This window comes from Roseateles hydrophilus, from assembly GCF_026712245.1.
Lineage (GTDB): Bacteria > Pseudomonadota > Gammaproteobacteria > Burkholderiales > Burkholderiaceae_C > Pelomonas > Pelomonas hydrophilus.
Window position 1 is genome coordinate 302,728 of the sequence record NZ_JAPPUY010000001.1, and the last position, 19,067, is coordinate 321,794.

Annotated in this window: 17 protein-coding genes; 7 read left to right on the forward strand and 10 right to left on the reverse strand. The window is 67.5% G+C overall.

What is annotated here, in order from left to right:
* Positions 1-12: 12 nt before the first annotated feature.
* Positions 13-1,497, reverse strand: a complete 1,485-nt coding sequence (locus NYO99_RS01320) for an NAD-dependent succinate-semialdehyde dehydrogenase (protein ID WP_268165298.1) — start codon at positions 1,495-1,497, stop codon at positions 13-15.
* Between the two features lie 107 nt (positions 1,498-1,604).
* Here NYO99_RS01320 and alaS point away from each other — a divergent pair, with 107 nt between their 5' ends.
* Positions 1,605-4,229, forward strand: a complete 2,625-nt coding sequence (alaS, locus tag NYO99_RS01325; protein WP_268165299.1) for an alanine--tRNA ligase — start codon at positions 1,605-1,607, stop codon at positions 4,227-4,229.
* Between the two features lie 75 nt (positions 4,230-4,304).
* Here the strand turns inward: alaS and NYO99_RS01330 are convergent, their stop codons facing one another.
* From NYO99_RS01330 to NYO99_RS01350, 5 genes are all read right to left on the reverse strand, one after another.
* Positions 4,305-6,437, reverse strand: a complete 2,133-nt coding sequence (locus tag NYO99_RS01330; RefSeq protein ID WP_268165300.1) for a methyl-accepting chemotaxis protein — start codon at positions 6,435-6,437, stop codon at positions 4,305-4,307.
* A gap of 94 nt (positions 6,438-6,531) precedes the next feature.
* On the reverse strand, positions 6,532-7,059 hold the full coding sequence (locus tag NYO99_RS01335) for a chemotaxis protein CheW (protein WP_268165301.1): 528 nt from the start codon (positions 7,057-7,059) through the stop codon (positions 6,532-6,534).
* A 29-nt stretch (positions 7,060-7,088) separates the two neighbouring features.
* Positions 7,089-9,236, reverse strand: a complete 2,148-nt coding sequence (locus NYO99_RS01340) for a chemotaxis protein CheA (protein WP_268165302.1) — start codon at positions 9,234-9,236, stop codon at positions 7,089-7,091.
* Positions 9,237-9,261: 25 nt separating this feature from the next.
* Positions 9,262-9,624, reverse strand: a complete 363-nt coding sequence (locus NYO99_RS01345) for a response regulator (protein ID WP_268165303.1) — start codon at positions 9,622-9,624, stop codon at positions 9,262-9,264.
* A 40-nt stretch (positions 9,625-9,664) separates the two neighbouring features.
* Positions 9,665-10,132, reverse strand: a complete 468-nt coding sequence (locus tag NYO99_RS01350; RefSeq protein WP_268165304.1) for a hypothetical protein — start codon at positions 10,130-10,132, stop codon at positions 9,665-9,667.
* 196 nt (positions 10,133-10,328) lie between these two features.
* Between NYO99_RS01350 and NYO99_RS01355 the strand changes: the two genes are divergently transcribed.
* From NYO99_RS01355 to NYO99_RS01380, 6 genes are all read left to right on the forward strand, one after another.
* Positions 10,329-11,486, forward strand: coding sequence for a hybrid sensor histidine kinase/response regulator (locus NYO99_RS01355; protein WP_268165305.1), 1,158 nt, complete (start codon positions 10,329-10,331; stop codon positions 11,484-11,486).
* Positions 11,483-12,130 (forward strand): response regulator, encoded by a 648-nt coding sequence (locus NYO99_RS01360; protein WP_268165306.1) that lies wholly within the window; start codon positions 11,483-11,485, stop codon positions 12,128-12,130. Before NYO99_RS01355 ends, NYO99_RS01360 begins: the two co-directional genes overlap by 4 nt.
* A 199-nt stretch (positions 12,131-12,329) precedes the next feature.
* Positions 12,330-13,511 (forward strand): efflux RND transporter periplasmic adaptor subunit, encoded by a 1,182-nt coding sequence (locus tag NYO99_RS01365; RefSeq protein ID WP_268165307.1) that lies wholly within the window; start codon positions 12,330-12,332, stop codon positions 13,509-13,511.
* Positions 13,508-14,206, forward strand: a complete 699-nt coding sequence (locus tag NYO99_RS01370; protein WP_268165308.1) for an ABC transporter ATP-binding protein — start codon at positions 13,508-13,510, stop codon at positions 14,204-14,206. Before NYO99_RS01365 ends, NYO99_RS01370 begins: the two co-directional genes overlap by 4 nt.
* Positions 14,207-14,221: 15 nt before the next feature.
* Positions 14,222-15,391 (forward strand): ABC transporter permease, encoded by a 1,170-nt coding sequence (locus NYO99_RS01375; RefSeq protein ID WP_268165309.1) that lies wholly within the window; start codon positions 14,222-14,224, stop codon positions 15,389-15,391.
* Between the two features lie 2 nt (positions 15,392-15,393).
* The gene (locus NYO99_RS01380; protein WP_268165310.1) at positions 15,394-16,710 is read left to right on the forward strand and encodes an ABC transporter permease; all 1,317 of its coding nucleotides are present in this window, start codon (positions 15,394-15,396) and stop codon (positions 16,708-16,710) included.
* 27 nt (positions 16,711-16,737) lie between these two features.
* Here NYO99_RS01380 and fliR read toward each other — a convergent pair whose 3' ends face one another.
* Genes fliR through NYO99_RS01400 form a run of 4 tightly spaced genes read right to left on the reverse strand, consistent with a single transcriptional unit; the run spans position 16,738 to position 18,881 of the window.
* Positions 16,738-17,502: a flagellar biosynthetic protein FliR gene (fliR, locus tag NYO99_RS01385; protein ID WP_268165311.1), complete on the reverse strand. Its 765-nt coding sequence runs from the start codon at positions 17,500-17,502 to the stop codon at positions 16,738-16,740.
* A 12-nt stretch (positions 17,503-17,514) separates the two neighbouring features.
* Positions 17,515-17,784 (reverse strand): flagellar biosynthesis protein FliQ, encoded by a 270-nt coding sequence (fliQ, locus tag NYO99_RS01390; RefSeq protein WP_268165312.1) that lies wholly within the window; start codon positions 17,782-17,784, stop codon positions 17,515-17,517.
* Positions 17,785-17,815: 31 nt separating this feature from the next.
* A complete protein-coding gene (gene fliP / locus NYO99_RS01395; protein WP_268165313.1) occupies positions 17,816-18,568 on the reverse strand; it encodes a flagellar type III secretion system pore protein FliP in 753 nt (250 codons plus the stop codon).
* On the reverse strand, positions 18,558-18,881 hold the full coding sequence (locus tag NYO99_RS01400; protein ID WP_268165314.1) for a FliO/MopB family protein: 324 nt from the start codon (positions 18,879-18,881) through the stop codon (positions 18,558-18,560). Before NYO99_RS01400 ends, fliP begins: the two co-directional genes overlap by 11 nt.
* Positions 18,882-19,067 lie beyond the last annotated feature (186 nt).

Below are 19,067 nucleotides of genomic sequence, written 5' to 3' on the forward strand. Positions count from 1 at the left end.
CTTGCCTGTGTGTCAGCGGTGCAGGTCACCCAGGCAGATGTACTTCACCTCGACATAGTCTTCCAGCCCCTGGCGCGCGCCCTCGCGGCCCAGGCCCGATTGCTTCACGCCGCCGAACGGCACCTCGGCCGTCGAGATCAGCCCGGTGTTCACGCCCACCATGCCGTACTCCAGCGCCTCGCTGACGCGGAAGATGCGGCCGATGTCGCGGCTGTAGAAGTAGCTGGCGAGGCCGAACTCGGTGGCGTTGGCCAGCGCGAGGGCGTCCGCCTCGGTCTGGAACTTGAACACCGGCGCGACCGGGCCGAAGGTCTCCTCGCGCGAGCACAGCATCTGCGGCGTCGCGTCGGCCAGCAGCGTGGGCTCGAAGAAGCTGCCACTTGCCGACTCGACCCGCTTGCCGCCGGCCAGCACCTTGGCACCCAGTGCGATGGCGTCGGCCACGTGCGTCTCGACCTTCTGCAGCGCGGCCTCGTCGATGAGCGGCCCGACATGGACGCCGGCTTCGAAGCCGTTGCCGGTCTTGAGCTGGGCCACGCGCGCGGCTAACTTCTCCAGGAAGCTGTCGTACACGCCGGCCTGCACATAGAGGCGGTTGGCGCAGACGCAGGTCTGGCCGGCATTGCGGTACTTGCTGGCGATGGCGCCTTCCACGGCCGAGTCGAGGTCGGCGTCGTCGAACACGATGAAGGGTGCGTTGCCGCCCAGCTCCAGGCTGAGCTTCTTGATGGTCGGCGCGCACTGCGCCATCAGGATGCGGCCCACCTCGGTGCTGCCGGTGAACGACAGGTGGCGCACCACGTCGCTCTCGCACAGCAGCTTGCCCACCTCAATGGACTGCTGCGCGTCCGCCGTCAGCACGTTCAGCACGCCGGCCGGCATGCCGGCGCGCTGCGCCAGCTCGGCGGCGGCCAGCGCAGTCAGCGGTGTGGCCTCGGCGGGCTTGATGATGACGGTGCAGCCCGCGGCCAGCGCCGGTGCGACCTTGCGCGTGATCATCGCCAGCGGGAAGTTCCACGGGGTGATGGCCGCGCAGACGCCCACGGCCTGCTTGATGACAAGGTAGCGCTTGGTGGGGTCGGTGGTCGGGATGGTCTCGCCGTAGACGCGCTTGGCTTCTTCGGCGAACCAATCCAGGAAGCTGGCGCCGTAGACCACCTCCCCACGCGCTTCGGCCAGCGGCTTGCCCTGCTCGGCCGTCATCAGCCGGGCCAGGTCGTCGGCGTGCTTGACCAGCAGCTGCTGCCAGCGCACCAGCACCGCGGCGCGCTCCCGGGCGGGCTTGGCGCGCCACGCGGCCAGCGCGTTGGCCGCGGCGGCAATGGCCGTCTCGACCTCGGCGCGGCCCAGGTTGGGCACCTGCGCCAGCTCGCGGCCGGTGGCCGGGTCGGTCACGGCAAAGGTGTCGGTAGCGCTTACCCATTCGCCATTGATCAAGGCTTGCGTGCGCAGCAGGCCAGGGTTCTCCAGTGCGTCCAGAGGGGAATTCGCGTCCATCGGGGCTTCTCCAGTCGATTTGGCGACCACTCTAACCGCGGCAGGCGAGGCCCCCTCTCTACAATCAGCCCTCTTTGTCACCGCCCATTTCCACAGGAAGCCGCTGAATGAAAGCCGCCGAGATCCGCCAGACCTTTCTGAAGTTCTTCGAGTCGAAAGGCCACCAGATCGTCGCCTCCAGCCCCGTGGTGCCTGGTGACGACCCGACGCTGCTGTTCACCAACGCGGGCATGAACCAGTTCAAGGACGTGTTCCTGGGCTTCGACAAGCGTGCCTACACGCGCGCCACCACCAGCCAGAAGTGCATTCGCGCTGGCGGCAAGCACAACGACCTGGACAACGTCGGCTACACCGCGCGCCATCACACCTTCTTCGAGATGCTGGGCAACTTCAGCTTCGGCGACTACTTCAAGCACGACGCCATCTCCTACGCCTGGGAGCTGTTGACCGTCCACTTCAAGCTGCCGGCGGAGAAGCTCTGGGTCACCGTCTACGAGGAAGACGACGAGGCCTACGAGATCTGGAACAAGACCGTGGGCGTGCCCGCCGAGCGCATCGTGCGCATCGGCGACAACAAGGGCGCGCGCTACATGTCCGACAACTTCTGGATGATGGGCGATACGGGCCCCTGCGGCCCCTGCACCGAGATCTTTTACGACCACGGCCCCGATGTGGCCGGCGGCCCCCCGGGGTCGGCCGAGCAGGACGGCGACCGCTACATCGAGATCTGGAACAACGTCTTCATGCAGTTCAACCGGACTGAAGACGGCGTGATGCACAAGCTGCCCAAGCCCAGCGTGGACACCGGCATGGGCCTGGAGCGTCTGGCGGCCGTGCTGCAACATGTGCACAGCAACTACGAGATCGACACCTTCGTGAACCTGCTGGCCGCGGCCAAGAAGGCCGTCGACGAAGCCGGCGGCGGTGACTGCGATGCCATCAGCCCGTCGCTGAAGGTCATTGCCGACCACATCCGTGCCTGCTCGTTCACGGTGGTGGACGGCGTCATTCCCGGCAACGCCGGCCGCGGCTACGTGCTGCGCCGCATTGCGCGCCGCGCCATCCGCCACGGCTACAAGCTCGGCGCGCGTACGCCCTTCTTCCACAAGCTGGTGCATGCGCTGGCCGCGGAGATGGGCGACGCCTACCCCGAGCTGCGCCAGGCCGAGAAGCGCGTGACCGACGTGCTGAAGCAGGAGGAGGAGCGCTTCTTCCAGACCATCGCCACCGGCATGGAAATCCTGGAAGGCGCGCTGGCCCAGGGCGGCAACGTGGACGGCGACACCGCCTTCAAGCTGCACGACACCTATGGCTTCCCGGTCGACCTGACCGCCGACGTCTGCCGCGAGCGCGGCGTGACGGTGGACGAGGCCCGCTTCCACGAACTGCTGGAAGAGCAGAAGAACCGCGCCCGCGCTGCCGGCAAGTTCAAGATGGCGCAAGGCCTGGCCTACAGCGGCGCAGCCACCACCTTCCACGGCTATGAGCACCTGGTCTGCGAGACGAGCAAGGTCACGGCCATCTACATCGATGGCGCCCAGGTGAACGAGGCCCAGGCCGGTGACGACGCCGTCATCGTGCTCGACCACACCCCGTTCTACGCCGAAAGCGGCGGCCAGGTGGGCGATGCGGGCGAACTGCGCAACGGCACGACCCGTGTGGTGGTGGCCGACACGCTGAAGATCCAGGCCGACGTGTTCGGCCACCACGGCCAGGTCGTCGAAGGCACGGTCAAGGTGGGCGACACCTTCACCGCCAAGGTCGACGCCGAGCGCCGCGCCAAGACCGTGCGCAACCACAGCGCCACCCATCTGATGCACAAGGCCCTGCGCGAGGTGCTGGGCGCGCACGTGCAGCAGAAGGGCTCGCTGGTCAACGCCGAGCGCACCCGCTTCGACTTCGCCCACAACGCGCCGATGACGGCCGAGGAGATCCGCGAGGTCGAGGCGCTGGTGAATGCCGAGATCCTGGCCAACGCCGGTGCCACCGCGCAGGTCATGGCGCTGGAGGACGCGCAGAAGTCGGGCGCGATGATGCTGTTCGGCGAGAAGTACGGCGAGACCGTGCGCGTGCTCTCCATCGGCTCGTCCAAGGAGCTCTGTGGCGGCACGCACGTGAAGGCGACCGGTGACATCGGCTTGTTCAAGATCGTGGCCGAGTCGGGCGTGGCCGCCGGCATTCGCCGCGTCGAGGCCGTCACCGGCGAGAACGCGCTGACCTATCTGCAGATGCTCGAGACCACGGTGCAGGGCGCCGCCATGACGCTCAAGACCACGCCGCACGAGCTGGGTTCGCGCCTGCATGCGGTGCTGGAGCAGGTGCGCCAGCTGGAGAAGGAGCTGACCGCCGCCAAGAGCAAGCTGGCCTCCGCCCAGGGCGACGAACTGCTGGCTCAGGCGGTGGACGTCAACGGCCTGAAGGTGCTGGCCGCCAAGCTCGAAGGCGCCGACGCCAAGACGCTGCGCGAGACCATGGACAAGCTCAAGGACAAGCTCAAGACGGCCGCCATCGTGCTGGCGGCGGTCGATGGCGACAAGGTGCAGATCGCAGCGGGCGTGACGGCTGACAGCATCGGCAAGGTCAAGGCCGGCGAGCTGGTCAACTTCGTCGCCCAGCAGGTGGGTGGCAAGGGCGGCGGCAAGCCCGATCTGGCCATGGCCGGTGGCACGCAACCGGCCGGCGTGCCGGCGGCGCTGCAGAGCGTGGCGGCCTGGGTGTCCGAGCGCGTCTGACGCGCAGCCCGCCCTCAGGCGGGCACTGCTGCAAAAAACAAGGCCCGCCCATGGCGGGCCTTGTCGTTGGTGGGATCAGAACGTTTCCCAGTCGCCGTTGTCGGCGGCGGGCGCTGTTGGCGCCGCTGGTGCTGGTGGCGCAGGCCGCGCTTGCGTCACAGCGGCGGGCCTTGCTGGCGCGGGGCGGGCGGCCGGTGACTTGGCGGCGCGGCTTGCTGCGGGCGAAGGGGCAGGGGGGCGCACGACCGGCGCGGGCGGGGCGCGCCGCGCGGTGATCGGCTGGGATTCATGCCCGCTCACGCGGAACACCGACACGGCCTCGATCAGGCGCTGGGCCTGCTCCTTGAGGCTTTCGGCGGCAGCAGCCGACTCTTCCACGAGCGCGGCGTTCTGTTGCGTCATCTGGTCCAGCTGCACGACGGAGGTGTTGACCGTGGCAATGCCATCGCTTTGCTCGGTGGCCGCGGAGCTGATTTCGCCAATGATGTCCTGCACCCGCTGCACGCTGGCGACGATTTCGCCCATGGTGCTGCCCGCAGCCTCGACCAACCGGCTGCCGTTCTCGACCCGCTCGACGCTGTTGCCGATCAGTGTCTTGATCTCCTTGGCCGCCTCGGCGCTGCGGCCGGCCAACAGGCGCACCTCACCGGCGACCACGGCGAATCCACGGCCTTGCTCGCCCGCGCGGGCCGCCTCGACCGCAGCATTCAGCGCGAGGATGTTGGTCTGGAAGGCGATGCCGTCGATGGTGCTGATGATGTCCGCGATGCGCTTGCTGGCCGTGTTGATCTCGTCCATGGTCGTCACGACCTGGCTCACCACGTCGCCGCCCCGTGTGGCGGCCGATGCGGCTGATTGCACCAACTGGTTGGCCGTGCGTGCGGACTCGGCCGTCTGGCGGACCGTGCCCGTGAGCTGGTTCATCGACGATGCAGCGTTCTGCAGGTTGCTTGCCGTTTGCTCGGTGCGCTGACTCAGGTCGAGGTTGCCACTGGCGATTTCGGTGCTGGCCGTGCCGATGCTGTCGACGGAATGACGCACGGTGCCGATGGTGTTGGCGAGTTGCTGGCGCATGCGCTCGGCGTCCTGGATCAGCACGCCGATTTCGTCGTTGCGTGTCGTGGAGACCGGTTGGCTCAGGTCGCCGTCAGCGATGGCGCCGACGGCCCGTTGCAACAACGCCAGCGGCTGCGCCACCCAGCGACGCATCAGCCACAACAGACCCAGCCCCAGACCGAAAGCGGTCAAGGCCAGTGCACCCCAGAAGAACCAGAGCGTGGCGCGTCCTGCCGCCCGGGCTTCGCTGCGTGCGACCTGGGAGACGACCCAATAGCCGGTCTTGTCACTCCTGCGCGCCACCGCGAAGTTGTCGCTGCGGCCGTTGCCCAGCACATCGGGAGCGTCGTCGAGGATGACCGCGCTTTCCTTCTGCTCTGCGAGCCTCTGCGCCAGACCCGGCGCAACCTCCGCCAGCAGCTTGCCCTTGGCGCTGGGGTGGCTGGCCAGCGTCGCCTTGGCGGGGTCCTTGGGCATGTTGACGATGTAGGTGCCGCCATGCTCGAAGAAGCGGGCGCTGAGCGCCATGCGGTCCATGGCCGCCTCGAACGCACCGAGGTCGTAGCCGATGAACAGGATGCCGACCAGCTTGCCGGCGTCGTTCTTGATGGGCTCGTAGTGCGTCATGTAGGCGCGCCCGAAGAGCACCGCGCGGCCCGTGTAGGGCTTGCCGGCCGTGATGGCCGCATAGGCCTTGCTCTGCCGGTCGAGCATCGTGCCCATCGCGCGCTCGCCCTTTTCGTTCTTCAGCGACGTGGTGATGCGCTCAAAGTCAGCGCCCTTGGCGGCGAATACCGTCGCCACGCCGCCGCTCGCCGCGGCGAACTTGTCGACCTGGGTGAAGTTGCCGTTGAGTTTCGGGCCCCAGTCGCGCAGGTCTCCGGTGGACTCGTCAAGCGTAAAGCTCGGGCCGAACTCCTGGCGGAACGACCCGAAGCTGCGCTGCGTCTGTTTGGCGGCCACGTCGTCCATGGCCTCCATGGCGTCGACCAGCGAGGCGGCTTTGTCGCCCACCCAGGTGTGTACCTGCTCGTCCGAGGCGCGGCGCAGCATGGCGCCCACGATCAGGCTGACGATGAGCAGCACGATAGCCACGGCGGTAGCGCCCGAGATGGACACCTGCCGGGCGACAGAGCGCACGGGTTGACTCATGAGCAACTCCTGGCCGACGTTGACATGAATTGCCTCCGCCGCTCATGCGTGCATGGCGGCGTTGTGACTGCGGGCGAGGCGAGCCCGGCGGGCGTCAGGCCGCGATGGCCGCGTCCATCAGGCCCATGTCGGCACTGCTCATCAGGCCTTCGATGTCCATCAGGATCAGCATGCGCTCGCCGACGGCGCCGATGCCGGTGATGAAGCTGGTGTCCACCGAGGCGGCGTTCAGCTCCGGCGCGGGGCGGATCGCGTCACGGTTCAGTTCCAGCACATCCGACACCGAGTCCACCACGGCACCGACGACGCGGTTCTTCACGTTCAGCACGATGACGACCGTGAAGCTGTTGTACTCGGCACTGGGGCAGCCGAGCTTCAGGCGCAGGTCAACGATGGGGACGATGACCCCGCGCAGGTTGACGACGCCCTTGATGAAATCCGGGGCGTTGGCGATGCGGGTGGGTTGCTCGTACGAACGGATCTCCTGCACCTTCAGGATGTCGATCCCGTACTCCTCCGACCCGAGGCGGAAGGTCAGGTACTCACCACTCTTGGGGCCAACGGACTTTGCGGTGACGGCGCCTTGCTGGCGCAGGGCGGGGACGTTGCTGACGGCTTCCATGTGGACCTCTCTTTGTGCTGGGGTTGTTATCAGTGGCGCGAGCGGCGCACCAGGCTGCCGACGTCCAAAATCAGGGCCACGCGGCCGTCACCCATGATGGTGGCGCCGGACACGTCGTTGACCTTGCGGTAGTTGGCTTCCAGGTTCTTCACGACCACCTGCTGCTGGCCGAGCAATTCGTCCACCAGGAGCGCGACGCGGCCGCCTTCGGCTTCCACGACGACCATGATGGAGCTGACATGCTCGAAGTCGAAGCGCGGCACATCGAAAACCTTCTCCAGTTCGATGACGGGCATGTACTCGTCACGCACCTCGACGACGCGGCCGGAGCCGGCGACGGTCTTGATGGTGTCGGACTGCACCTGGAAGGACTCGACCACGCTGCTCAGCGGCAGGATGTAGCACTCATCGCCCACGCCAACGCTCATGCCGTCCATGATGGCGAGTGTGAGCGGCAGGCGCACAGACACCTTCATGCCGTAGCCCTCGGCGGAGTCGATCTCGACCGTGCCGCCCAGCGACGTGATGTTCTTCTTGACCACGTCCATGCCCACGCCGCGGCCGGACACGTCGGTCACCTGTTCGGCCGTCGAGAAGCCCGGCGCGAAGATGAGGTTCCAGCATTCGGCGTCGGTCATGGTGTCCGGCGCGTCGATGCCCTTCTCGCGGGCCTTCTTGATGAGCTTCTCGCGGTTCAGGCCGCGGCCGTCGTCGCGCACCTCGATGACGATGCTGCCGCCCTGGTGAGAGGCCACGAGCGTGATCGTGCCCTGGTCGGGCTTGCCTTTGGCCAGGCGGTCGGCGGGCATCTCGATGCCGTGATCGCAGCTGTTGCGCACCAGGTGGGTCAGCGGGTCGGTGATTTTTTCGACCAGGCTCTTGTCCAGCTCGGTGGCTTCGCCCTGCGTGACCAGCTCGACCTTCTTGCCCAACTTGGCGGCCAGGTCGCGCAGCATGCGAGGGAAGCGGTTGAACACCGTCGACATCGGAATCATCCGGATCGACATGACCGATTCCTGCAGGTCGCGCGTGTTGCGCTCCAGGTCGGCAAGACCGGACGTCAGCTGTTGATACAGCGCGGGGTCGAGCTCGCGGCTGTTCTGGGCCAGCATGGCTTGCGTGATGACGAGCTCGCCCACCAGGTTGATGAGCTGGTCGACCTTCTCGATGGACACGCGCAGCGTGGTCTGGTCCATGCCGCCAGCGGCCGGCTTGGCCTCGGTCTTGGCAGGGGTTGCGGCCGGCCGTGCAGGCACGATGGCGGCCGTGGCCACGGGTGCGGCGGCGGGCGCCTCCGGTGCAGCGCCCGAGGGCACGCCGGGCGCGTCGTCGAAGAAGCCATAGCCGGGGTCCGTTGCCGGGGCCTCGGCCGGCGGTGCGCCGGGTGCGCCCTCGTAGAAGCCGAAGCCCGGGCCCAGCGGGGTCAGCTTGACCTGTTCGCGGGCGACATGGAAGGTGAACAGATCCAGCAGGTCGTTGTCGGTGGAACTGGTCAGCACCTTGAAGCGACGCATGCCGTCAGAGCTCTGGCCGGCGTCCAGCGGCTCAATGGTGCCGAGGTCAGTGATTTCCTTGAAGAGCTCGACGAGGTTGTCGGCGACGCTGGGGTCGGCCAGCGGCCCGACCTGCAGTTCCAGCAGGCGCGTTCCCGCCTGCGCAGCGACTGTCGGTGCCGGCGCGGCGGCTTGCACGGGAGCCGGTGCAGGAGCCGGCGCCGGTGCGGCCGCTTTGGGCGCAGCCGCTGCGGGCGCGGCGCCACCTTCGACAAAGGCCTTGATGTTGGCCAGCAGGTCGGTCGTGTCCACCGGATCGGCGCCGGAGCCCTGGTGGCGGCCCAACTGCGCGCGCAGCGCGTCGCCGGACTGCAGCAGCACGTCCACCATGGCAGCGTTGGGCTGCAGTTCGTGGCGGCGCAGCTTGTCCAGCAGCGTTTCCATCTGGTGCGTCAGTTCGGCCACATCGCTGAAGCCGAACGTCGCCGCGCCGCCCTTGATGGAGTGCGCGCAGCGGAAGATGGCGTTCAGCTCTTCATCGTCGGCGGCCTCGACATTCACGTTGAGCAGCAACTGCTCCATGTTGTCGAGGTTCTCACCGGCTTCCTCGAAGAAGACCTGGTAGAACTGGCTGAGATCGATGCCAGCGCTGATGCTGGCGCCTTCGGTGGTCATGTCACCCATGGCTGGTGCTCCCCTGGAACCGGAATCAGCGGATGACCTTGCCGATCACCTCGATCAGCTTGGCCGGGTCGAAGGGCTTGACCAGCCAGCCCGTGGCGCCCGCGGCACGACCAGCCTGCTTCATCGTGTCGCTGGACTCGGTGGTCAGGATCAGGATGGGGGTGGTCTTGAACTTCGGGTTCTCGCGCAGCTTCTTGGTCAGGCTGATGCCGTCCATGCGGGGCATGTTCTGGTCGGTCAACACGAGGTCGAAATCGCGCTGGCCGGACTTTTCCCAGGCATCCTGCCCGTCCACTGCTTCCACCACATTGAAGCCGGCGTTCTTGAGCGTGAAGGCCACCATCTGGCGCATCGAGGCCGAGTCGTCGACAGCGAGGATTGAGTGCATTTGAGTTTTCTCCGAGAGAACGTTTGCCTGGGGGTGGGGTTCAGAAAAGTTCGATGGAGCCAGCGTCCATCTCGTCTTGGGTGACCGGATTGGGCCGCAGCGGCGCGATCTCGACAACGGCGGCGCCGTCCTCGTCATCCATGCCGAAAGTGTCGCGGGCAAGCTGGTCAGCGCAGTTACGCAGACGCTGGCTGGTGTGGGCGATCAGCTGCGTGGCCATGTCCTGGAATTGAAGCGCGGTGACCGCGCCGGCGATGTCCTGCATGATCTGCTTCAGCCCCTCGGCGGCCGGGCCGCCATCGGTGTTGCTGAGCAGCGCCATCGTTTGATTGGACGCGCTGAAGAAGTGGGTGGACAAGGCCTCGCCCGCGTCGTCGAGCAGGCGCTGCAGCCGTTCCAGGTCGTTTGTCACCGTCATCAGGTGATCCTGCAGCTCTGCAGCGGCCAGCAGCGGCATGGCTGTCATGGCGTCGTCGAAGTTGGCTGCGGTGAAGTTGTCTGTCTGCATCGTTTCTCCGCGAGGGGATGCTGCTTCTTGTCAGATGACCCTGCGGATCAATCAGGGCGAATCAATCATTGCATGTTCACGCCATTTTCGGCAGGTGTCGACCGGCAGATGTCGTGAGAACGCGCGGTATTACCGGTCTGGCACGCGTAAAACGGACTCGCCTGACGCCCATCAACGTCACGGCATACTGCAGGCCATGACGACTTCTGGTGTGGGGCAGACGGGCCGGATTCTGCGGGTGTTGCATGTCGAGGACTCGGACCTCGACCACCAGCTGATCCTGACCCAGTTGATCCGTGCGGGCGTGCCTGTCGAGATGCAGCGCCTGGACGCACTGCCGGCCGTGCTCGCGGCGCTGGAGCAGCCCTGGGATGCCATCGTCTCCGACTACAACCTGCCGGGCTTCACGGGCCTGCAGGTGCTGGAGGCGGTGAAGGATCGCCAGCTGCTGACGCCGTTTCTGCTGGTGTCGGGTGAGATCGGTGAGGACGCCGCCGTGGGTGCGATGCGCAACGGTGCGTCCGACTATCTGCTGAAGAACAATCTGGCGCGGTTGGCGCCCGCGTTGCTGCATGCCGTGGATGCGGCTGACAGCGAGCTGGCGCGGCGGGCGTCGGAGGAAGAGCTGGTGCGCTCCAAGCAGCGACTGCACCAGTTGGCCGGCCACCTGCAGACCAGTGTGGAGCTCGAGCGTGCGGCGATCGCTCGCGAGATCCACGACGACGTGGGCGGCTCGCTGACCGCGATCAAGTTCGATCTGGCATGGATAGACCGACACGCGCAGTCACCCGAAGTGCGCGCCCGCGTGGCGGCAGCGCTGGAGACGGTCAGTGCGGCCATCGACGCCAGCCAGCGCATCATGCATAACCTGCGGCCCGCCATCCTGGAGCAGGGCCTGGTGGCTGCGCTGCAGTGGATGACGGCGCGCTTCGAGCGCCGCACCGGCATCGAGGCCGGTCTGCGCATCGGCGAGGAGCGCCTGGCCTTGCCGCCGGGCGTGCCGCTGGTGGCCTACCGCACGGCCCAGGAGGCGCTGACCAATGTCTCCAAGCATTCCGGTGCCACGCGTGTGGACCTGGAGTTGAGCCTGGACTCCGGCGTGCTGACGCTGGAAATCCGCGACAACGGCCGTGGCGTGGCCGAGGCTGATCTGGCCAAGGAGCGCTCTTTCGGCATCCGCGGCCTGCACGAGCGCGCGGCGACGGTGGGCGGTTGGGTGGACCTGTCCAGCACGCCGGGGCAGGGCACCAGCCTCATCCTGACCGTGCCGCTGGACCCCGAGGCCATCGACGCGCTGGATGACGCGACCGACTTCGGCGTCGAACCCGCCCACTCCATCTGGAGCCGGGCATGATCCGCGTCATCCTTTGCGACGACCACGGCCTCATCCGCCGCGGCATCCGCGATACGCTGGCCGATGCGGACGACATCCAGGTCGTCGGCGAGGCTGGCGACTACACCGAGCTGCGCGGCCTGCTGCACAAGCTGGGCAGCGAGGACAGCTGTGATGTGCTGGTGCTGGACATCAACATGCCCGGCCGCTCGGGCCTGGATGTGCTGCACGTGCTCAAGGACGAGGGCTCGCCGCTGCGCGCGCTGATCGTGTCCATGTACCCGGAGGACCAGTACGCCATCCGCGCGCTGAAGGCGGGCGCCTATGGCTACGTCAACAAGGGCGGCGACCCGGCGACGCTGGTGCAGGCCGTGCGCACCGTGGCTCAGGGCCGCAAGTACGTGACGCCTGAGATCGCCCAGATGCTGGTGGAGAGCCTGACGGCGCCTGTCACCGAGCAGGCGCACCAGAAGCTGTCCGATCGCGAGTTGCAGACGCTGGTGATGATCGCGTCAGGCAAGCGCCTGTCGGACATCGCGGAGGAGCTGATGCTCAGCCCCAAGACCGTCAGCGTCTACCGCGCCCGCGTGCTGGAGAAGCTGGGCTTGGGCAACAACTCTGAACTCACCGTCTACGCCATCCGCAATGGCCTGGTGGCCAGCTGACGCCATTCACCCCGCCTGGCGGCTGTTCAGCCGCGCCAGTCGCCGTTCGTCGAAAGCCCGCAGACGCTGACCACCCCGTCTGTGCAGAATCCGCCTCGTTCCAAACCGGGGCGGAAACTTTCGGGAGCGCGTCATCGACACCGGACTGCTGAAGGACCTGCGCATCGACAGCGCGCAGCGTGAGGACCACGGCGGCGGCATGCCGCGTTGGGTGTGGGGTGTGGCGGCGGGGGCTGCTGTGCTGTCGCTGGCGGGCGGCGGCGCCTGGTGGCTGCTGGCGACCCAGCGGCCCGTGGCGGTGGAGACCGTCGCCGTGCGGGCCAATGGTCAGGGCGCGCGCAGCGATGCGGTGTTGCAGGCCACCGGCTACGTGACGGCGCGGCGCATGGCCACCGTGTCTGCCCAGATGACCGGCACGCTGGTGGAGGTGCTCATCGACGAGGGCTTCAAGGTCAAGAAGGGCCAGGTGCTGGCTCGGCTGGATGACACGGGGCTCAAGGCCAGCATGGCGGCCGCGCAGGCGCAGGTGCGCACGGCCGAGGCCAACCTCGGCCAGTTGCAGGCGCAACTGGAGCAGGCGCAGGCAAATGAGCGTCGTCAGGTCGAACTGGCCGCCAGCGGCATGACGACGCATCAATCGCGCGAGCAGGCTGCAACCGCCGTCAAGTCGTATGCGGCGCAGTTGGAGGCGGCCCGTCGGCAGGTCGAGGCCGCGCAGGCGCAGGCGCGCCAGACGCAGGTCAACTTCGAGTACGCGACGGTGCGGGCACCGTTCGACGGTGTTGTCACGGCCCGTGCGGCGCAGGTGGGTGAAATCATCTCGCCGTTGTCTGCCGGGGGCGGCTTCACCCGAACCGGCGTGGGCACCATCGTTGACATGGACTCGCTGGAGGTGAATGTCGACGTCAACGAGTCCTACATCGCGCAGGTCAAGCCCGACATGCCTTGTGAGGCCGTGCTGGACGCCTACCCGGACTGGCGCATCCCGGCGCACGTGGTGGCCGTCATCCCGAGTGCGGACCGCGGCAAGGCGACCGTCAAGGTGCGCGTGGCGCTGGAGCAGAAGGACGAGCGCGTCGTGCCCGACATGGGCGTGCGCGTGAGCTTCCTCGCGGCCAAGCCCGCGCCGCAGGCCAAGCCGGTGCCGGGCGTGCTGCTGCCGCCTGGGGCCATTCGCGTGGAGGACGGCCTCGAGCCCGCCAAGGGCAATGCGGTGGTCTACGTGGCTGCCGATGGCAAGGCCCAGCGACGCGTGGTCAAGCTGGGCGACGAGGTCGGCAAATTCCGCTTGGCCACGGAGGGCGTGAAGTCGGGTGAGACGGTGATCGTCTCGCCACCGGCAGGGTTGAAAGACGGTTCCAACATCGTGAACAAGGAATGAGCATGAGCGCACTGATCCAAGTCCGGGACCTGTCCAAGGTCTACACGCGCGGCAAGCAGCAGGTGGAGGTGTTGCACAACATCGACCTCGATGTGCAGCAGGGCGACTTCCTTGCGCTGATGGGGCCGTCGGGTTCGGGCAAGACGACGCTGCTCAACCTGATGGGCGGGCTGGATGCGCCCAGCGGTGGCGCCATCAGCGTGGGCGGCGAGCGCATCGACCAGCTGGGCGGCAGCGCGCTGGCTAAGTGGCGAGCGTCCAAGGTGGGCTTCGTGTTCCAGTTCTACAACCTGATGCCCACGCTGTCGGCGCAGAAGAACGTGGAGCTGCCGCTGCTGCTGACCAAGCTCTCGGCGGGGGAGCGCAGGAAGCGCGCCGCCATCGCGCTGCAACTCGTTGGCCTGGCCGACCGGGCCTCGCACAAGCCCACCGAGCTGTCGGGCGGCCAGCAGCAGCGCGTGTCCATCGCGCGGGCAATCGTGTCCGACCCCACGCTGCTGGTCTGCGACGAACCCACCGGCGACCTGGACCGGCAGAGCGCCGAGGACGTGCTGACGCTGCTGCAGGCGCTCAACCGCGAGCATGGCAAGACCATCGTCATGGTCACGCACGACCCGCGCGCGGCCGCCCGCGCCAGCCGCACGCTGCACCTGGACAAGGGCACGCTGGTGTCGGCTGCCGAGGCCGCGGCCTGAGCGCCGGAGGTCACCATGAAATACCTCCACCTCATCTGGGCCGCGCTGTTCAGGCGCAAGGGCCGCACCTTGCTGACGCTGGTGTCCATCGTCACGGCGTTTCTGCTGTTCGGCCTGCTGGACGCGGTGCGCGTGGGTTTTGACCAGGCCGGTCGCAGCGCCAACGGCGCCCAGCGCCTGCAGACGGGCGCCAAGATCAGCTTCATCCAGCTGCTGCCCATGTCGCTGGGCGCGCGCATCGCGCAGATCGACGGCGTCAAGGATGTGGCCTACGCCAACTGGTTCGGCGGTGCCTACCAGAAGCCCGAGAACCAGGTCTTCAGCTTCGCCGTGTCGCCCAACTACATCGACATCTACCCGGAGATGAAGGTGTCGGCCGAGCACCGCAAGGCATTCGCCGACACCAAGGACGGCGCCATCGTCGGCGAGGGGCTGGCCAAGAAGTTCGGCTGGAAGGTGGGCGACCAGGTCCCCATGCAGTCCACCATCTTCCCGGACCGCAACGGCAGCCAGAACTGGCCGTTCAAGATCGTCGGCATCATCCAGGTGCCCGACAAGAAGTCGGGCGCGTTCTACGACCAGATGTTCCTGCTGAACTGGAAGTACTTTGACGACACCACGCCGTGGAACCAGGGCCAGGTGGGCTGGTACGTGACGCGCGTGAAGGACGTGAACCAGGCCGACCGCGTGCTCAAGGCCATCGACGAACTGTCCGCCAACTCTGACCACGAGACCCGCACGCTGACCGAGCAGGCCGCGATGTCGGCCTGGATGCGGCAGCTGGCCGACATCAACCTCATCGTCACCTCCATCATGGGCGCCGTGTTCTTCACGCTGCTGCTGCTGGCCGGCAACACCATGATGCAGGCCGTGCGCGAGCGCACCGGCGAGATCGCGGTGCTGAAGACGCTGGGCTTCTCGGGCGGCAGCGTGCTGAGCATGGTGCTGGCCGAGTCGGTGCTGCTGCTGCTGATCGGTGGTGTCGTGGGCCTGGCGCTGGCCAGCGTCATCGGCCCGGCTGTCAGCGCAGGCAGCGGCGGCGCGCTGAACCTGCCGGCCGCCGGCCTGACGAGCTGGGTGATCGGCGCGGGCCTGGCCCTGCTGTTCGGCCTGCTGGTGGGCGCGCTGCCCGCCTTGCGCGCAATGCGCGTCAACATCACCGATGCACTGGCGGGGAGGGCCTGACCATGAAGTTCCTGAAGAACCTGGGCCTGGTGTTGCTGACCGTGCTCATGCTGGTTGGCTGGGTGATGATGCCCTGGTGGGGTGTGCTGGCGCTGGCCGTGTTGCTGGTGCTGTGGATGGCCTTGTTCCGCACCGGCGCGCAGGCGCGCTCGGTGGCCTCGGTGGGCATCAGCACGCTGACGCAGCGGCTCGGCTCGTCGGCGGTCATCGTCGTGGGCATTGCCGGCGTCGTCGGTGTGCTCGTGGCGCTGCTGGCCATGGCCGAGGGCTACACGCGCACACAGCGCAACGCCGGCAGCCTGGATACCGCGATCGTGCTGCGCGGCGCGTCGGCCAACGAGGTGTCCTCGTCGCTGAGCCGCGACGACCTCGTGCAGATCGAGCAGGCGCCTGGCGTTGCGAAGAACGCCAAGGGCGAACCCATCGTGTCGGCCGAGACGGTGGTGGCCGCCAACCTGCCGATCCGCGGCAGCAAGACGCGCGATGAAGGCAGCGCCCAGGTGCGCGGCATCAGCGAGGCGGCGTTCGTCGTGCGGCCCAACGCCAAGATCGTCGAAGGCCGGACCTTCCAGCCCGGCCTGCGCGAACTCATCGTCGGCAAGGGCGCGGTGCGGCAGTTCGAGGGTCTGCAGGTCGGCGCGACGCTGAAGCTGGGCAACCAGCCGTGGACCATCGTCGGCATCTTCGCGTCGGGTGATGCGATGGAGTCCGAGCTGTGGGCCGACGCCAAGGTCGTCAACGACGCCTACAAGCGCGGCAGCGGCCGCAACTCGGCCACCGTGAAGCTGGAGCGGCCCGAGGCCATCCAGGCCTTCAGTGCCGCGCTGGAGGGCAACCCGCAGCTCAAGGTCAAGGCGATGACGACGCTGGCGTTCTTCTCCAAGCAGGGCGAGCAGATGGCCAAGGTGCTGCGCATCATCGGCATCACGGTCGGCGCCATCATGGCCGTGGGCGCGGTGTTCGGTGCGCTCAACACCATGTTTGCCGCCGTCGCCAGCCGTGCGCGCGAGATCGCAACGCTGCGCGCCATCGGCTTCCGCGGCCTGCCGGTCGTCGTGGCCGTGATGCTGGAAACCACGCTGCTGGCGCTGCTCGGCGGCCTCATCGGCGGCGGCGTGGCCTGGCTGCTGTTCAACGGCTTTGAGGCGTCCACGATGTCGGCTGGCTCGGTGGGCAAGCTGAGCTTCAACCTCGCCGTGTCGCCCGGCCTGCTGTGGGAGGGCATCAAGTGGGCGCTGGCCATCGGCTTTGTCGGCGGTCTGTTTCCGGCGGTGCGGGCGGCCAGCCTGCCGGTGACGACGGCCTTGCGGGAGGCCTGACGGCACCGTGCGGTGGGCGCGCTGCGGCTAGCTGAACACCGCCAGCAGCCGCTCCAACGCCACGGTGAAGGGCGTCTGCATCAGCGGCAGCGTGGCCACCATGCCGATCAGGCCTACGCTGACGGTCAGCGGGAAGCCGACCGAGAACACGCCGATCTGCGGCGCCACCCGCGAGATCACTCCCAGCACGAGGTTGACGAACATCAGCATCGTGATCAGCGGCAGCGCGATCCACAGCCCGATGCTGAAGATCTCGGCCCCCCAGCGCTGGGGCTGGGCTGCGCGCAGGAAGGCGAAGGGCTCGTCGCCCACGGGGAAGGCGTGGAAGCTTTGCACCAGCGCGTTGATGAGTAGCAGGTGGCCGTTGATGGCGATGAACAGGAAGGCCACCATGCTGCCGAAGAAGCGTGCGCTGGCCGTGCCCTGGGCGCCGGTGGAGGGGTCGAAGAAGCCCGCGAAGTTCAGGCCCATCTGCAGGCCGATCAGCTCACCGGCGAACTCCAGCGCCGCGAACACGATGCGGACCGCAAAGCCCATCGCCAGGCCGATCAGCAGTTGCTGTGCGATCAGCAGCGTGAGGCCGGGCAGGGAGTCCAGCGGCGTGACCGGCATGGCCGGCAGCGAGGGCTGAGCCGCCACCGAGATGAACAGCGCCAGGCCGATGCGCAAGCGCAGCGGCACGTTGCGCTGGCTGAACGTGGGCATGCCGGCGAACAGCGCCAGCGTGCGGATGAAGGGCCACAACAGCGGGTTCAGCCACGCCAGCAGCTGAGCTTCGGTGACGGTGAACATGGCGCCGTGCGCTTATCCCACGACGTTGGGAATCGTCATCAAGGTGCGCTGGATGTACTCCACCAGCGTCGTCATCATCCACGGCCCGGCGGCGGCCAGCGTCAGCACGGCAGCCACGACCTTGGGCACGAAGGACAGCGTGGACTCGTTGATCTGCGTGGCTGCCTGGATCACGCTGATCACGACGCCCACCAGCAGCACGACGATCAGCACCGGCGCGGCCACCAGCATCAGCATGTACAGGCCTTGCTGGCCGAAGGTGAAGACTTGTTGGGCGTCCATGGCGTGGGGTCTCCTGGCGGGAGTCAGGTGTTCAGGTGGCGAAGCTGGCGGCGAGGGACCCGAGCAACAGGTTCCAGCCGTCGGCCAGCACGAACAGCATCAGCTTGAAGGGCAGGGCGACGAGCACGGGCGACAGCATCATCATGCCCAGGCTCATCAGCACGCTCGCCACGATCATGTCGATGACGAGGAAGGGGATGAACACGAGGAAGGCGATCTGGAAGGCGCTCTTGAGCTCGCTGGTCACGAAGGCGGGCACCAGCACCTTGAAGGGCACGTCCTCGGGTTTGATGCTGCTGTCCAGCTTGGCCAGGCGCGAGAACAGCGCCACATCGGCCTGGCGCGTCTGCTTCAGCATGAAGCCGCGCATCGGCACCTCGGCCCGCTTGAGCGCCTCGTCGAACTGGATCTGCCCGGCGCTGTAGGGCTGCCAGGCATCGGCGTAGACCTTGTCCAGCGTCGGGCTCATGACGAAGAAGGTCAGGAACAGGCTCAGGCCCACGATGACCTGGTTGGGCGGCGCAGCCTGCGTGCCCAGCGCCTGGCGCATCAGGCTCAGCACGATGGCGATGCGGGTGAAGGCCGTCATCATCAGCAGCACGGCGGGCAGGAAGCCCAGCGCCGTGAAGAACAGCAGCGTCTGGATGGGTACCGAGTAGCTGCTGCCGCCACCGCCCTGGCCCACCAGCAGGGGCAGCGTGGCCGGTGGGGTCTGGCCTTGTTGAGCGAAGACCGTGCCGGCAGCCGCCAGCAGTGCGAGGCCGATCAGGGATTTACGCTGCATCGCCGCGTTCCTTCTTCAGCAGCTTGGCGAAGCTGGCGGGCTGGACCGGCTCCGCCTGCGGCGGCATGACATGCAGTGTCGTGATGCTCTGGGCCGTGGCGCCCAGCACCAGCCAGCGGCGGTCATCGCCCTGGCCGACTTCCACCACCATCAGCCGCTGGCTGGGTGACATCGGCAGCTGCGCGACCAGCCGCAGCACGCCGACCGCCGCCGCGCCGCCCATGGGCGTGCGCTTGAGCAGCCACAGCGCCACGGGGATCAGGGCAACGATGCCGAGGAACCACAGAAACGGAAGCAGGCCGGAAGCATTCATGCCTCGGCATTCTGCGGAGCGACTTGAGGGGGCGAAGCCGTCAAATAGACGGGCAATTGCCCCGTAGTCCAACGACCGCCGCCGCCGTCAGGTGCGGCGACATCCAGCGGCTGCAGCGGATCGGGCCTTGCCCGGCTGCCAGTGGCGCCCCTTTGAAGGGGCGGGCGAAGCCGGTAGGGGGTGGGC